The organism is Alteromonas sp. MMG017, from assembly GCF_018100795.1.
GTDB lineage: Bacteria > Pseudomonadota > Gammaproteobacteria > Enterobacterales > Alteromonadaceae > Alteromonas.
Genome location: NZ_JAGJDY010000005.1, coordinates 275,812 through 290,633, shown reverse-complemented (window position 1 = coordinate 290,633; position 14,822 = coordinate 275,812). Strand labels below are relative to the sequence as shown.

At 44.6% G+C, this 14,822-nt stretch carries 15 protein-coding genes; 3 read left to right on the top strand and 12 right to left on the bottom strand.

The features are described from left to right. Window positions 1–38: 38 nt before the first annotated feature. The 7 genes from ispH to J8L84_RS20585 all read right to left on the bottom strand — a co-directional run bounded on the left by ispH (window position 39) and on the right by J8L84_RS20585 (window position 7,718). Window positions 39–983, bottom strand: a complete 945-nt coding sequence (gene ispH / locus J8L84_RS10160; RefSeq protein WP_211070590.1) for a 4-hydroxy-3-methylbut-2-enyl diphosphate reductase — start codon at window positions 981–983, stop codon at window positions 39–41. 2 nt (window positions 984–985) lie between these two features. Then, the gene (gene fkpB / locus J8L84_RS10155) at window positions 986–1,453 is read right to left on the bottom strand and encodes an FKBP-type peptidyl-prolyl cis-trans isomerase (protein ID WP_211070589.1); all 468 of its coding nucleotides are present in this window, start codon (window positions 1,451–1,453) and stop codon (window positions 986–988) included. Window positions 1,454–1,464: 11 nt separating this feature from the next. Next, complete coding sequence (lspA, locus tag J8L84_RS10150; protein WP_211070588.1) at window positions 1,465–2,010, bottom strand: signal peptidase II; 546 nt, start codon at window positions 2,008–2,010, stop codon at window positions 1,465–1,467. Continuing rightward, a complete protein-coding gene (ileS, locus tag J8L84_RS10145; RefSeq protein ID WP_211070587.1) occupies window positions 2,003–4,822 on the bottom strand; it encodes an isoleucine--tRNA ligase in 2,820 nt (939 codons plus the stop codon). Before ileS ends, lspA begins: the two co-directional genes overlap by 8 nt. A gap of 109 nt (window positions 4,823–4,931) precedes the next feature. Then, window positions 4,932–5,852, bottom strand: a complete 921-nt coding sequence (ribF, locus tag J8L84_RS10140; RefSeq protein ID WP_211070586.1) for a bifunctional riboflavin kinase/FAD synthetase — start codon at window positions 5,850–5,852, stop codon at window positions 4,932–4,934. Between the two features lie 76 nt (window positions 5,853–5,928). After that, window positions 5,929–7,485 (bottom strand): murein biosynthesis integral membrane protein MurJ, encoded by a 1,557-nt coding sequence (gene murJ / locus J8L84_RS10135; RefSeq protein WP_211070585.1) that lies wholly within the window; start codon window positions 7,483–7,485, stop codon window positions 5,929–5,931. 98 nt (window positions 7,486–7,583) lie between these two features. Continuing rightward, complete coding sequence (locus J8L84_RS20585) at window positions 7,584–7,718, bottom strand: hypothetical protein (protein ID WP_282100424.1); 135 nt, start codon at window positions 7,716–7,718, stop codon at window positions 7,584–7,586. A 129-nt stretch (window positions 7,719–7,847) separates the two neighbouring features. Here J8L84_RS20585 and rpsT point away from each other — a divergent pair, with 129 nt between their 5' ends. Then, window positions 7,848–8,111, top strand: coding sequence for a 30S ribosomal protein S20 (gene rpsT / locus J8L84_RS10130; protein WP_013783316.1), 264 nt, complete (start codon window positions 7,848–7,850; stop codon window positions 8,109–8,111). Window positions 8,112–8,270: 159 nt separating this feature from the next. Here rpsT and J8L84_RS10125 read toward each other — a convergent pair whose 3' ends face one another. The 5 genes from J8L84_RS10125 to J8L84_RS10105 form a co-directional block, all read right to left on the bottom strand. Then, window positions 8,271–9,023, bottom strand: a complete 753-nt coding sequence (locus J8L84_RS10125) for an SDR family oxidoreductase (RefSeq protein ID WP_211070584.1) — start codon at window positions 9,021–9,023, stop codon at window positions 8,271–8,273. Next, window positions 9,020–10,096: a phosphotransferase family protein gene (locus J8L84_RS10120; protein ID WP_211070583.1), complete on the bottom strand. Its 1,077-nt coding sequence runs from the start codon at window positions 10,094–10,096 to the stop codon at window positions 9,020–9,022. The genes J8L84_RS10125 and J8L84_RS10120 overlap by 4 nt, the downstream gene beginning before the upstream one ends. A 3-nt stretch (window positions 10,097–10,099) precedes the next feature. Then, on the bottom strand, window positions 10,100–10,969 hold the full coding sequence (locus J8L84_RS10115; protein WP_211070582.1) for an SDR family oxidoreductase: 870 nt from the start codon (window positions 10,967–10,969) through the stop codon (window positions 10,100–10,102). 29 nt (window positions 10,970–10,998) lie between these two features. After that, complete coding sequence (locus J8L84_RS10110) at window positions 10,999–11,910, bottom strand: bile acid:sodium symporter family protein (protein WP_211070581.1); 912 nt, start codon at window positions 11,908–11,910, stop codon at window positions 10,999–11,001. A gap of 174 nt (window positions 11,911–12,084) precedes the next feature. Beyond that, on the bottom strand, window positions 12,085–12,915 hold the full coding sequence (locus J8L84_RS10105; RefSeq protein ID WP_348771830.1) for a class II aldolase/adducin family protein: 831 nt from the start codon (window positions 12,913–12,915) through the stop codon (window positions 12,085–12,087). 86 nt (window positions 12,916–13,001) lie between these two features. Here J8L84_RS10105 and J8L84_RS10100 point away from each other — a divergent pair, with 86 nt between their 5' ends. After that, window positions 13,002–13,907, top strand: coding sequence for a LysR family transcriptional regulator (locus J8L84_RS10100; protein WP_211070580.1), 906 nt, complete (start codon window positions 13,002–13,004; stop codon window positions 13,905–13,907). A gap of 114 nt (window positions 13,908–14,021) precedes the next feature. Beyond that, the gene (locus J8L84_RS10095) at window positions 14,022–14,822 is read left to right on the top strand and encodes a UDP-2,3-diacylglucosamine diphosphatase (RefSeq protein ID WP_211070579.1); all 801 of its coding nucleotides are present in this window, start codon (window positions 14,022–14,024) and stop codon (window positions 14,820–14,822) included.

Here is a 14,822-nt window from a genome sequence, read left to right as displayed (position 1 = left end):
GCTTTAAAATCCAACCCAATTTATATACCTAAACGGCGTTAGCTTACTTGTTTAACTCTAAGCTCTTTGGGAACCGCGAATTCCACATTTTCTTCTCGGCCTGCACGTTCAGAGGCAGAAACCGCCCCCCATGCTTTAAGCTTATCAACCACGCCTTGCACTAGCACCTCAGGTGCTGAAGCGCCTGCAGTCACACCTATGTGCTCAACGCCTTCAAGCCAGCTTTCCTGAATGCAATTCGCATCGGCAATTAAGTGCGCTTTTGCACCAATCTTTTCAGCTAGTTCACGTAAACGATTTGAATTTGAGCTATTTTGCGCACCCACTACCAATAATACTTGGCAGTCTTGAGACAAATCCCGCACGGCGTCTTGACGATTCTGTGTGGCATAGCAAATATCGTCTTTACGAGGCCCTTGAATATCAGGGAAACGTTCACGTAATGCATCAATTACATCTGCGGTGTCATCAACTGACAACGTCGTTTGGCTACAGTAATAGAGGTTTTTGGCGTCCTTCACTTCAAGGGTCGCCACATCAGCCTCAGACTCAACAAGGTAAATTCCACCCTCATCGTTACTGTATTGCCCCATCGTACCTTCTACTTCTGGGTGCCCTGCATGGCCAATCAAAATACACTCAGTGCCTGTTTTACTTGCTCGCGTCACTTCCATATGTACTTTAGTCACTAACGGACAAGTAGCATCAAATACCTTTAAACCACGATTTTCAGCTTCTTTTCTTACTGCTTGAGAAACCCCATGGGCAGAAAAAATAACAATGCAGTTATCGGGTACTTCATGCAATTCATCTACAAAAATAGCGCCACGCTCACGTAGCCCATCTACCACAAATTTATTGTGAACGACTTCATGGCGAACATAGATAGGCGGCTCAAATATTTCGAGCGCTCTTTCTACAATAGTGATGGCTCTGTCTACTCCGGCACAAAAGCCACGAGGGTTAGCGAGATGAATTTGCATAATTACTGGTCACCTTCTGGTGTAGGTGCGCCTTTCACATCAACTATTTCAACATCGAAAATAACCGTTTGCCCAGCTAATGGGTGGTTAAAATCAACCGTGATAGAGTCGCCCGCTACACTTCTGATAATACCGGGTATTTCTGAGCCATCTGGCTGAGAAAACGCAAGAATAGCACCTTCTTGAATTTCTAAATCAGCACCAAAGCGACTTCTATCCATGTAATGGATATTGTTTGGGTTAGGCTCACCAAAGGCATCGTTCGCGGCTAACGTAAATGATTTCTTTTCACCTTTTTGAAGCCCTAACAAGCAAGCTTCAAAGTTAGGGGTAAGACTACCGTCACCCATTACCATTTTCGCAGGCTTATTGTTTACTCGGGTGCTGTCAGCGGCTGAGCCATCTTCAAGTTTTAAATCAAAGTGAAGAATAACTTCGCTGTCAGAACCAATAATAAGGTTGTCGGTCATTGTGGCTCCGGTTACTGCTTTGACGTGTTGGCTGAATCGGCGCTTTTATGCTTTTCACCGTTCTTGAACATATCAATAATTAAAAGGGCTGCACCAATAAATATAGCGCTATCGGCAATATTGAAGGCAGGCCAGTGCATGTTGTTTACATGAAAATCGAGGAAATCGATAACATACCCATGCACTAAACGATCGTAAACGTTACCTAGCGCGCCACCTAATATAAAAGAAAAGGCAACAGGCAACAGGGTTTGGTTTTTAGGCGATTGTTTCAACCACCATAAAATAACCACACTGACAACAGTAGCGATGGCAGTAAAAAACCATCGCTGCCAGCCACCGGCACTATCAAGAAAGCTAAATGCCGCGCCATAATTATGTACGTACGTTAAATTGAAAAACGGTAATACCTCTATCGATTGATAAAGTGACATACCGCCTAATACCGCGTACTTGGTAACCTGATCTAACACGAATGCAATTAGGGTTATCCAAAGAAACCGTAAACCGGTTTCACTGAATAACTTAGGCTTGGTATCCGCCGTAGTATTAAGCATACTGACGCGTTTCCCCTTCGCCATCAATGTTAGTTACACAACGACCACATAGTTCTTCGTGCCCTTCGTGGGTGCCAACATCTTCACGATGGTGCCAACAGCGAACACATTTGTCGCCGCTTGCTTTGTTTACGCTTAACCATAGGCCTTCAACATCGGTAGCCGCAGCATTGTCTGGTGCGCTTTCTACTTTTGTCAGGTTCACTGCCGATGTAATCAATACAAAGCGCAATTCATCTTCAAGTGATGCCAAGGTGTTAAACAAAGACTCTGTAGCATACAAGTCAATCTTCGCTTCTAACGAGCCACCTAGCTGACCGTCTTTACGAGCTTGCTCCATGGCTTGGTTAGCTGCGTCTTTCACGTTTAATACCTGATGCCAAAGTTCATCGTTAAATACGTCGCTTTGGGTGAAGCTGTTAAAGCCTTGGTACCAGGTTTCGGTAAACACAAATTCACTACGCTCGCCCGGTAAAGCTTCCCAAATCTCTTGCGCTGTAAAGCTTGTGATTGGTGCCATCCAGCGAACTAACGCTTCCATAATATGGTAAAGCGCAGTTTGGCAAGAACGACGTGCATTGCCGTCTGATTTCGCCGTGTACTGTCTGTCTTTAATCACGTCTAGGTAGAAAGAACCCAACTCGATTGAGCAGAAGTGCATTAGCTTTTGCGTTACTACTAGCAAGTCATACTTTTCAAACGCTTCAACAAGTTCTTCCTGTAGCGCTTTAGCACGGGCTACAATCCAGCGATCCAGTGCCACCATATCTTCTTCTGGCAAAGCATCTTCTGGCACAAAGCCATTAAGGTTTGCCAATAAGAAACGTGAAGTATTACGTAGGCGACGATATGCATCAGCAGCACGTTTTAGAATTTCATCAGATACCGCAATTTCACCGCGGTAATCGGTAGAAGCAACCCATAGACGAAGAATGTCTGCGCCTAGTTTGTTCGTTACTTCTTGCGGCGCAACCACGTTACCAACCGACTTCGACATCTTTCTGCCGTGGGCATCAACGGTAAAGCCGTGGGTTAATACTTCTTTGTAAGGCGCATGGCCATGCATAGCAGTAGATGTCATAAGTGATGACATAAACCAACCACGGTGTTGGTCTGACCCTTCAAGGTACAAATCGGCGCTAGCTGGAATGTCTTCACGTTGATCAACCACAAAGTAATGCGTTACACCTGAGTCGAACCATACGTCTAGGGTATCGGTCACTTTATCGTAGTTATCGGCTTCGCTACCTAATAGTGCAGCATCGTCGATATCCCACCAAGCTTGAATGCCTTTGGTTTCAACTTCAGCGGCCACTTTTTCCATAAGTGCAACCGACTCAGGGTGAAGTTCACCGGTAAGTTTGTGCACGTATAATGGAATTGGCACACCCCATGTACGTTGGCGAGAAATACACCAATCTGGGCGACCTTCTACCATTTTCTGGATGCGGTTTTCGCCCCACTCTGGGATCCACTTAGTTTGCTTAATTTGTTCGATTGACTCAGCACGTAGGCCCTTTTTGTCCATGCTGATGAACCACTGCGGCGTAGCACGGAAAATAATAGGCGTTTTATGGCGCCAGCAATGCGGGTAGCTATGCTCGTATTTCACGTTAAGTACTAGGTTACCGTGCTCTTTTACCGTTTCAACAATGGTATCGTTGGCTTTAAATACGAACTGACCGGCAAACAAAGGGGTGTTTTCTAAATACACGCCGTTATTACCTACTGGGTTGTACACTTCAATGTCGTATTGTTTACCTACATTGAAATCGTCAACACCGTGAGCTGGGGCAGTATGAACACAACCAGTACCTGATTCAGTGGTAACGTGCTCGCCTAAAATAAGCGGTACTTTTAAATCCAAGAACGGATGATTAACCAATAATCGCTCTAGGCTTGAACCTACACAGGTCGCCACTTCACGATATTCTTCAATACCGTAGCGCGTCATGCAGCTTTCAAGTAAGTCTTGTGCGACTACTAACCATTCGCTGGTCGACGTAATTTCAACAATCGCGTAGGTTAATTCTGGGTGCAAGCTAATTGCGCGGTTTGCAGGCAAGGTCCACGGGGTAGTTGTCCAGATAACCACGCCCGTTTTATGCGCCGTTAAGTCTTCACTACTTACACCAAACGCAGCCGCGATAGCGTCTACATCAGCAACAGGGAATTTCACATCGATAGCAGGTGAAATTTTGTCTTGGTATTCTACTTCTGCTTCTGCCAACGCAGAACCACAGTCAGTACACCAGTGAACAGGCTTAAAGCCTTTTTCTAAATGGCCTGATTTAACCACTTTACCCAGTGCGCGAATAATGTCGGCTTCTGAGCGAAAATCCATGGTTTTATAAGGATTATCCCACGTACCAAACACGCCAAGGCGTTTGAAGTCAGCCATTTGGCCGTCAATTTGACGTTGTGCGTATTCACGGCACTTTTGGCGAAACTCAGCAGCCGTCACTTTTTTGCCAGGCTTACCCACTTTCTTTTCTACCATTAATTCGATAGGCAAACCGTGACAGTCCCAACCCGGCACATAAGGCGAGTCGAAATCAGACAAGGTTTTAGACTTAACAATAATGTCTTTAAGAATTTTATTTACTGCGTGACCAATATGAATATCGCCGTTTGCGTACGGAGGGCCATCATGAAGAATGAAAGGCTTCTTACCTTTCTTCGCTTCTCTAATCTTTGTGTATACCCCTTTTTCTTGCCAGTCTTTCAGCATTTTAGGCTCACGCTGAGCAAGGTTACCGCGCATTGGAAAGGCGGTTTCAGGTAGGTTTAATGTGGCTTTATAATCACTCATATAATTGTATTATCCGGTTACCTTTAATAATACCCAACGCCTCGTTAGGCGCTGTATAGGCTTGCATTGGTCGACGCTATGTTAAGCGTGGTGACTTTATCACGTTTCACTATTCTAATAACAGGCGCGCCTTAGCGGCATCGGCCTGAATTTGTGCTTTTAGTATCTCAAACGAGTCAAATTTTTGTTCATCTCGTATTTTTGCAACAGGAAACACGGTCATTGGTTTCCCGTACAGGTCGGCTGACATATCAAAGATATGTACTTCTAACTGGTTTCGCACACCATTTAACGTGGGGCGAGTACCAATGTTTGCTACGCCATTGAATTTTTTTCCATCTACGGCAACGTGCACTGCAAATACACCGTGAATAGGCGCCCTGCAACGTTTCAGCATGACATTCGCGGTAGGAAACCCTATGGTCCGCCCTTTCTTCTCACCATGTACCACGCGGCCATACACAGCAAAAGGCCTACCTAACATTTCTTCGGCAAGCGTAAAATCAGAATCAGCGAGAGCTTCGCGTACTGCAGTAGAGCTAATGCGATGCGCATGCATCATAAAGCTTTGTGTGCTAACCACTTCAAAGCCGTACTTTTGCCCAGCGGCTTGCAGCATAGCAAAGTCGCCCTGACGACCTTGTCCAAAGCGAAAGTCATCGCCTACCACAAGAAATTTAACGCCTAACTTATCCACCAGCAAATCATGCACGAAGGTATCGGCACTTTGACTAGCAAAGGCTCTGTTGAAACGCACTGCCAATAAACGATCGACGCCCTGCTGTTTCAGCAATTCGTACTTTTCACGCAATGGACTGATGCGTGCAGGCGCTTTATCAGGCGTAAAGACTTCCTCAGGTTGAGGTTCAAACACCATCACCGTAGCCGGCAACCCAAGTGCTTTGGCTTTTTGAAGCACATTACCCAGTACTGCCTGATGGCCCAAATGTACGCCATCGAACTTCCCTATGGTAAGTACACACCCGCTGTGCTGCGGTTTTACATTGTTAAGCCCGCGGATAAATTCCACTATTAGCCACTGCCTTTAGTTACTACTGAAAATTCAAAGCTCGCGATTATAAACGACCCTGCACGGAATACCAATATTAGCCGCCCCCACTTTTGAAATGACGACGTCTTGCACCCAATAAAATCATGCATGAGAAGAAAGCCGCGGCAGATAAGGTGATAGTAATAGCAACATCCACCACTTGTACTGTCCATTCAAGGTCGAAAAACGCCACGCCCTTATCACGATAAAAAATCACCGCCCCCATTACCGTACTGGCAATAAGCACGCGAAGTATGAACATCACAGAGGTGCGACTAAGTACAAACACACCTTGCTTGTGTAAAGTGAAGTAAAGCAACGCAGCGTTGAGTGTGGCTGACATACTGGTAGCAACAGCAAGCCCTACGTAGCCGAACCATATCGCTAATAGATTAAACACCATGTTTGCCACCATGCACCAAATACCAAATTTAACCGGGGTTTTAGTGTCTTGCCGCGAGTAAAACCCGGGCGCCAGCACTTTCACTAACATAAAGCTGAGTAAACCAAATGCATACGCGGTTAATGAATAAGACGCCATAGTAGCGGTTTCAGCCGTAAAGGCGCCCCGCTGAAATATCACCGTTAAAATTGGACGCGCCATGGTAGCTAACCCTACGGCGGCTGGAATGCCCAGTAAACACACCATGCGAAATGCCCAATCTATATTGGCAGAAAAGGCTTTCGGATCTTTACTCACATGATTACGCGACAGCGCGGGCAATATTACGGTGGCGATGGCGATACCAAACAGACCTAACGGAAATTCCAGTAAGCGGTCAGAGTAGTACAGCCAGCTAATAGAGCCCGTCATAAGGAAGCTGGCAATGAAAGTATCGAATAATAAGTTGATTTGCCCCACTGATACGCCGAATAAAGCCGGGATCATTAAGGTACGCACCTTAACAACGTTTTCGTCTCGCCAGCCCCATTTAGGCTTAACTAATAGACCTGCCCGATACAAAAACGGCAATTGAAAGGCAAGTTGTACTATGCCGCCTAAAAAGACGCCCCACGCCAATGCAAAGGCGGGCTGTTCCATATCAGGGGCTAAAAATACTGCACAAGCAATAATACATACGTTAAGTAGCACAGGCGTAAACGCCGCGACTGCAAATTTATTCAGGGTATTTAATATAGCCCCAGCCAACCCAGTTAATGATACAAAGGCAAGATACGGAAAGGTAATTTTTAACATGGTAGAGGCGAGTAAAAATTTATCGCCCGCTTCATCGCCCTGCACCCACGCAATGAACCAGCCTGTGCCAAATAACGCGGCCAAAACCGGTGATGCTATTACGCCAATAAGGGAAACAATAAATACAATGGCCCCGAGCGTACCGGAAATTTTAGCAACAAACGCTTTAAGTTCTGCTTTCTCGTGATTTTGGTGTACTTCGGTTAATACCGGAATAAATGCTTGCGCGAATGCACCTTCGGCAAATAAGCGGCGCAGGAAGTTAGGAATTTTATTTGCAAAGAAAAACACGTCGGCGGCGGCGCCATCCCCCATTAGCCTTGCGACTACCACATCTCGCACTAGCCCTAACACGCGGGATATCAATGTCATTACACTGACAATAAGGCCTGATTTTAATAACTTCCGTGACACTAAGACTATTCCAATAAATACATTTCATTCAGTTAAGCGCTCAATCATAACGAAACCCCGTAAAGGGCGAAACGTATTATTCAAAATATAAGTGCATCTCATGAAATTTTTTTGCTATAATCCGCGCCCGTTGTGGGTATGGTTTCGTGCTGTGCATCGCTTTTTTGTTCTGTACTTTCTGTTAAGCGCTTTATTAGCTCTTTTACTAAGAACAGGGCGAAAAACCAAAACATTCGATCAACACCTTAATTAAAGTAGAAATTAACTTTCTACTTATTGGGTTAAATCGTTTGACTTTTGGCTGGATGATAGGCAAAATCCGCACCCTCGTTTTTGACATGAATTTATTTGGGAGTTACACCTTGGCTAACATCAAGTCTGCTAAGAAACGTGCAATCCAAGCCGAAAAGCGTCGCCAGCATAACGCTAGCCGTCGCTCCATGACTCGTACAAGCTTGAAGAAAGTAGTAGCTGCTATCGCTAGTGGTGATAAAGAAGGTGCACAAACTGCATTTGCTGCTGCAACTCCGATTCTTGACAGAATGGCTACTAAAGGTTTGATTCACAAGAATAAAGCTGCTCGTCACAAGAGCCGCCTAGCTGCACAAATTAAAGCTTTAGCTTAAATTTTACAGTTAGTAAAAAAGCGCCTATTGGCGCTTTTTTTGTGTCTTTTTTTTGATATCTTTTTTTGAGCCTCTTCTGCTTGTATCTTTTGTTCGGCGCATTTTATATAGCGCTTTTGTTAGATGCGTTTGTCAGAGGCTTTTATCAGAGCTTTGGCACTAACTCATTTTGCGAATGGTGCTAGCAGGCGCAACACGTAGTACCCAATGCAATAATGCCCACGGCCAACTTGGCACATAAGACACTGCCTTTTCCTTATTAATCGCTTTCACCAACGCTTTACAGCCGGTTTCGATATCTACAATGAACGGTACTTTCTCTACAGTTTCATTAATTTCAGTACGAATAAATCCTGGATGCACACAGCTCACCTTAATTGGCGTATTCATCACATCCAAGCGAATCCCCTCTGTCATTGACGTAAGCCCCGCTTTAGTAGCCGCATAAACGGTTAGAGCGCGCCTGAACCCTCTTACGGCACTTATTGATGATATAGTGACTAGGTGGCCAGAATTTTGGGCCCTGAAAATAGTCATGGCCGCTTCGGCTTGCGCTAGTGCTGCCACAAAATTAGTCTCTGCGGTTTGCTTATTGGCATTAAAAAACCCCGTGCCAATAGAAGCTCCTTTACCCATTCCCGCGTTAATGATAACTCTATCGAGTTGCCCCATCTCTTGTTTAAACCCGTCAAAGACTTCAAAAACCGCGTTGTGGTCGTTCACGTCAAGCGACTTAATTAGCACCTTGATGTTAGGATTTACTGCTAGTAGCTCACTTCTAAGCTCTTCTAAGCGGTCTAAACGCCTTGCGCACAATGCTAAGTTGCTACCTTGCTTTGCGAACTCCGTCGCCATTCCTTTACCAAGGCCTGAGCTTGCGCCCGTGATCAGAATATTTTGTCTTGTTGTCATTTTCTTTTTCCTGATTTACGAATGGCCTTTTTACAACGCCACATTAAATAATGAATGAATATCCAAAAATTTTTAAACGCTGGGTTATTGGTTTGTCCATGGTGATAGCGGTAGTAGATTTGCTGTGCAATACCCGCTAAACGAAACAAGCCATACACTTCATAGAAAGTGAAATCATCAACGTTAACATCCATTTGCTTGCAGTAATAAGCCACCACTTGATCTCGTGTCATCATGCCTTTTAGATGAGTGGGCTGCCTACGTGTAGATTGGGCGAGAAAATCATCGTCAGCATTAACCCAATAGGCCAACGTATTGCCCAAGTCCATCAAGGGATCGCCAAGGGTGGCCAACTCCCAATCAAGCACACCTAAAATGTTGGTGTAGTCGTTAGGATCTAACACCACATTGTCGAATCTAAAATCGTTGTGAGTAATGCAAATACGCTCTTCACTTGGCATATTAGCTTTAAGCCAGCGCATAACGCCTTTGCCAGAGGGGACATTCCAGGTTTTTGCTTTTGTGTAACGCTCACTCCAGCCTGTAATTTGGCGCTCTATATAACCGCTACCTTTGCCAATGGTGTCTAAACCTGCCGCCTTATAGTCAACTTTGTGCAGCTCTATTAAGCTATCAAGTACATTTTTGCACAGCTGATGTGTCTGTTCTGGAGAGGTCTTTAAATCGCGAGGAAGATTCTTACGGGGAATAACGCCAGTCAGCTTTTCCATGATATAGAACTCTGCGCCAATCACGGCTTCATCATCGCAATACGCGAGCATGTCAGGCACATAACTATAAACCGGCTTCAGCGCGGCTTGAAGACGATATTCACGCCCCATATCATGGGCACCTTTCGCTTTAGTGCCCGCGGGTGCACGGCGTAATATTAACGACGTATTTTCGTATTCAAGACAGTAGGTCCAGTTAGACGCACCGCCTGAATATTGTGTCACTTTAGGTGTGCCGATAAGGTTTTGAATATGGTTTTTCAGCCACCCATCGACGACATTAACGTCTAGTTCTTCGCCTTCTCTTACTGATACTGCTTTATCTAATACTGTATTCGTCATGGGTTACCGTCTTTCCATTGCACGTTTCATCGCTTTGGTTTGTTTTAGCATGTTATTAATATAGGTTTGAGTGGGTAGTAGTTTTTTCATCAAAAATGCCCGCTTACCTAGTTTATGGGTAAGGATTAGAAACCGCTTTTGGGAAACCTGATCACAAATACTTTGCGCCACCTCTTCTTTGGTCATATCTGCTTTTTTAAAAAACCGCGCCATCATTTTATGCATGGCGGGGTTATCGCTTCGCATCGACTCATCAAGGTTGGTTTTGAAAAAACTAGGGCACACCACACTCACATCGATATTATCGGGAGCAAGCTCTAGCTTCATGGTTTCAGACAGTGAGACTACCGCCGCCTTTACTGCGTTGTAACTGTTCATGTAGGGAATAGGCGTTAGCCCTGCTTGCGACGCTATATTCACAAAATAGCCCGCCCCCTGCGCTTTGAATAATGGCAATATAGCCTTGCTGACACGCACCATGCCTAGCAGGTTAATATCGAAAATCCATTTCCACTGGGCAATACTTTCATCACTTAAACTACCGCCAGACGCGACACCTGCGTTGTTGAACACGATATCAACACCGCCCCATCGTGCTTCTATAGCGCTAACCAAATTGGCGACATCATCATCTTGGGTAATGTCACAGGGTTGATAGAAAGCCTCTGTACCTTTTTCTGTTAGTAGGGCAAGCGTTTCTAGCCCTCGCTCCTCATGGATGTCAGCGATACAAATTTTCAATTGTTCGCCGCTTTTACTGTGCTCGTTACTTAACGCAAGTGCTATGGCTTGCCCTAGTCCCGTGGCGCCACCGGTAATGAGAATGCGTTTTTCTTTATCGTTTATTTTTTTATGACTTGTTTTAGTACTCATGTGTTTTGCTCTTATTGTTAGCGCTCAGCTTAGGCCTTTTGAGTATCAAGTGGTTTGTCCTTACCTTCATCAGCGCTTTTAGTGGCATTTTTCAGGCGCTTCGACCATACAGCTAAAAGCCCAGGGCCTGCATACATGGTTAACCCGTAAACCCCAGCCGCCACGGCAAATTCAGGAGAATTTAAGAAGGTAATACAAATTAACATGGCCAGCGCTGCGTTTTGCACCCCCACTTCAATAGCCAGTGTAATACCGTCAATTTTCGACAACTTAAAGGCAAACGCTAAAATAAGGCCCAATACCACGGCTGAAATATTCAGGGCTAAACACACTAGCAAGGCCTCTTCTAATGACGCCATTAAATTCGCCCGCTCACTAATTAATATGCCAATGATCATGGCAATCATGAACCATAATGAAAACGTTCTAAAAAATCCCTCTACCTTAATAGAAAAGGTGGGTTTGAAGTGTCGTATTGCCATACCAATGATGACAGGCACGATAGACACGCAAACCAAGCCGACGACGGTAGTAACAATGGAAAATGAAGGTGCGTTCTCACCAGCGAAATAGTCCATGGAATAGTGGATTATAAAAGGCGTTGAGAATACGCAAATAAAGGTAGATAGCGCTGTTAAGCTTACAGATAACGCCAGGTTCGCTCGCCCAATATGACTTATTAAGTTACTCATCGTGCCACCAGGACACGCTGATAAAATCATAATACCTATGGCCATTGCTGGATGGAGGGAAAATGCCATGCACAAGCCAAACGCCAATAAGGGTAGCAATACGGTTTGCCCCACCAGCCCCACTACGATGGCTTTAGGCGCTTTAAGTAAACGGGTGAAATCGGCTACCGTTAACGTAAGACCCATACCAAACATCACGAAAGCCAAAGCCAGTGGAAGAAGTATTTCGGTAAAAATCGAGGCCTGCATATATGCCCTTTGTTATTGTAAGTTTTTAATGGTGATAAACACGTATCGTCCTTGACCTAATGCTCAGAGTAACGCTGAATTAGTATTACATAAATGAAATGAGCTTCATCCGTCAGCTCGTTCTACCTGGTTTCATTTACCTAGTTTGTCTACCAAGTTTTAAAAAACGCTAGGTTAATCCTTAAAGCTCATATCTTGTGACTCAATCACTTGGTATAGCGGCTGATAGTTGCCCCACGTGACTAACTCGTTGCCATTTGCTTTGCGTGTCTTTACTGCCGTGTCATGGTCAATTAGTTTAGGTTCGCCAGCCGCTTGCGCAAGTAACTGACTATGACAACAACTATCCATCATAATAAAGTTAGCAGTAGCAGCGTCTACCGAAGACCCTACGGTTAATAGACCATGATTCTGCAATATCACGCCAATGCCCTCACCTAGTGCTTGGGCAATTAAGTCGCCTTCTTCACGTTCGGCCACTACGCCAGTGAAGGTATTAAATAACCCATGATTTTCATAAAACACACAAGCATCTTGTGAAATAGGTAGCAGTTTTTCCCCTAAAGACGCAAACGCTCGCCCGTAAGTGGTATGTGCATGGGCAACAGCGTTGATATCGTCTCTAGCTGCATGAATGCGAGAATGAATAGCAAATGCGGCCAAGTTAATAACGGCTTTACCTTCCACAATGTTGCCGTTGTGATCTACCCTAACTAAGTCCGATGCTTTAATTTTAGAAAAATGCACGGCCAATGGGTTAACCCAAAATGTTTCGGGGTCGATACAATCCCGCAAAGTAATATGCCCCGCAAGGCCTTCATCAAATCCATGCATAGCGAACGCGCGAAATGCCGAGGCTAGACGCTGTTTTTCATACGCTTGTTGTGCACTTTTGTTATCAAACGATGGCGGCATAGGGATAGCAAATTTATCACTTCCCAATGTCATCTTCTGCGCTTGCTCTTTTAATGAATCACTCGAGGTGGATCTTAACGTTTCACTCACAAATATATCCTTCCATTAACATTCAAGCCAGTGTAACCTCGATAAAAATAAATAAAAATGATACTTCTTTATGGAATTTCATAAATATGATGCATGGAAAAATAGACCTCAATTTGTTTTTTGTACTTAAAGCTGTGTATGAAGAAGAGAGTATTACTGCGGCTGCCAAAGCATTGCATTTAACGCAACCGGCCGTGAGTCATGCAATGTCACGTTTACGAGAAAAATTTGATGATGAGCTATTCGTGCGCCATAGCCGGCGAATGGTACCAACCCCGTTGTGCCAATCTATCATTCAACCGGTAAAAGAAGCTCTCTCTCACTTAGAGTCTACGCTGTCAGATCCTATCGACTTTGATATCAGCCGCTATAAAAGAGAAATAAGGTTAGGGTTAAGAGACATTCTTGAGTCGACCTTTCTACCCACACTTATTCCCGAGCTTTTGCAAAATGCAGCAAATATTACCGTAACTAGCAGGCGGGTTACCCGCCCTGAACTTGAAACCGCCCTTGCCAATAAAGAACTGGATATTGTTATCGATGCGTTGGTGCCTACAGGCCCTGATATTCGGTCAACACTGGTATGCGACGAGCATTTCGTGCTTATCTGTTCGAAAGAACACCCCATTTTAAAAGATAAAACACTAGCCAATTATGTAGCAGCATCCCACGTTCTGGTTACCTTGAAAGACTCTCGATTAGATACGGTAGACTTAGCGCTTGCGAAACAAAACGCCACGCGACAATTTGCGCTACAGTGCGAACATTACTTCGCTGCGGCAAGCGTAGTCAGTAAATCAGATTTATTACTTACCGTACCAAGTCGTTATGCACAGCAGATTACTAGCAGCCTGCCAGTTGCCGTTACCGCACTGCCCTTTGACGTACCACTTATGCCCATTCACATGTATTGGCATAAGCAAGCTGATGAGGATTTAGTGAATAAGTGGATGCGAGAGAAGTTACTGGCATTAGCCGATGAGCTTCTATAAGAACCAGAGTCTGTAGAAAAGCTAGCTGTAACACTATCGTCAAACAAGCGTCACTATTTTGTCAATTAACCTCCATATAGTGGCGTTCCAAGGCAATCGCTTTGGGACCTTGCTATGAAAAAAACACATTACCGCACACTTTGGCTTTCTGACATTCATCTTGGCAATCGTGATTGCAAAGCTGAGTACCTACTTTCATTTTTAAACAGTGTCACTGTCGATACCCTATATTTGGTTGGCGACATTGTCGATATGTGGCAAATGACAAAACAATTTCGTTGGCCGCAAGCGCACAATCAAGTTATGCATAAGCTAATGGCGATGAGCCAAGATGGCACTCGCGTTGTTTATCTCCCAGGTAATCATGACGAACCCATTCAGTCATATTCAGGCATGGCATTTGGTGATATCGAAATTGAACGTCAACTTGTGCATACCACTGCCCAAGGCAAACGCTACCTTGTGTTACATGGCGATCAATTTGATGGCGATGTCACCATGGGTAAATTCCATGCGTGGATTGGTGATAAAGGTTACGACCTACTGCTGTTTTTAAATCGCGAGTTCAATCGTTTTCGTAGTTGGCGTAAACGTGAGTACTGGTCACTTGCAGGTTACATTAAAAAGCACATCAAAGGCGCAAATGAAGCAATTGCTCGCTACCGAGAGGCTTGTTGTTCTCGTGCCGCAGAAATGGGGCTTGATGGCGTAATTTGTGGTCATATTCATCACCCTGAAAGCACAATGGAAAATGGCATCCACTACATTAACGACGGTGATTGGATGGAAAACTGTACTGCGTTGGGTGAAGACGAAAATGGAAACCTATCCCTGATTTACTCCCTTGAGACCATGAACAACGCAGATAACGTTACCCCATTGAAAGTGAAAAATTCACCATCAAAAGCAGCATAA

Coding starts and splice junctions, on each gene's coding strand:
- ispH (WP_211070590.1), bottom strand. CDS start 983: ATGCAAATTCATCTCGCTAACCCTCGTGGCTTTTGTGCCGGAGTAGAC.
- fkpB (WP_211070589.1), bottom strand. CDS start 1,453: ATGACCGACAACCTTATTATTGGTTCTGACAGCGAAGTTATTCTTCAC.
- lspA (WP_211070588.1), bottom strand. CDS start 2,010: ATGCTTAATACTACGGCGGATACCAAGCCTAAGTTATTCAGTGAAACC.
- ileS (WP_211070587.1), bottom strand. CDS start 4,822: ATGAGTGATTATAAAGCCACATTAAACCTACCTGAAACCGCCTTTCCA.
- J8L84_RS20585 (WP_282100424.1), bottom strand. CDS start 7,718: ATGTTTTGGTTTTTCGCCCTGTTCTTAGTAAAAGAGCTAATAAAGCGC.
- J8L84_RS10125 (WP_211070584.1), bottom strand. CDS start 9,023: ATGACAACAAGACAAAATATTCTGATCACGGGCGCAAGCTCAGGCCTT.
- J8L84_RS10120 (WP_211070583.1), bottom strand. CDS start 10,096: ATGACGAATACAGTATTAGATAAAGCAGTATCAGTAAGAGAAGGCGAA.
- J8L84_RS10115 (WP_211070582.1), bottom strand. CDS start 10,969: ATGAGTACTAAAACAAGTCATAAAAAAATAAACGATAAAGAAAAACGC.
- J8L84_RS10110 (WP_211070581.1), bottom strand. CDS start 11,910: ATGCAGGCCTCGATTTTTACCGAAATACTTCTTCCACTGGCTTTGGCT.
- J8L84_RS10100 (WP_211070580.1), top strand. CDS start 13,002: ATGATGCATGGAAAAATAGACCTCAATTTGTTTTTTGTACTTAAAGCT.
- J8L84_RS10095 (WP_211070579.1), top strand. CDS start 14,022: ATGAAAAAAACACATTACCGCACACTTTGGCTTTCTGACATTCATCTT.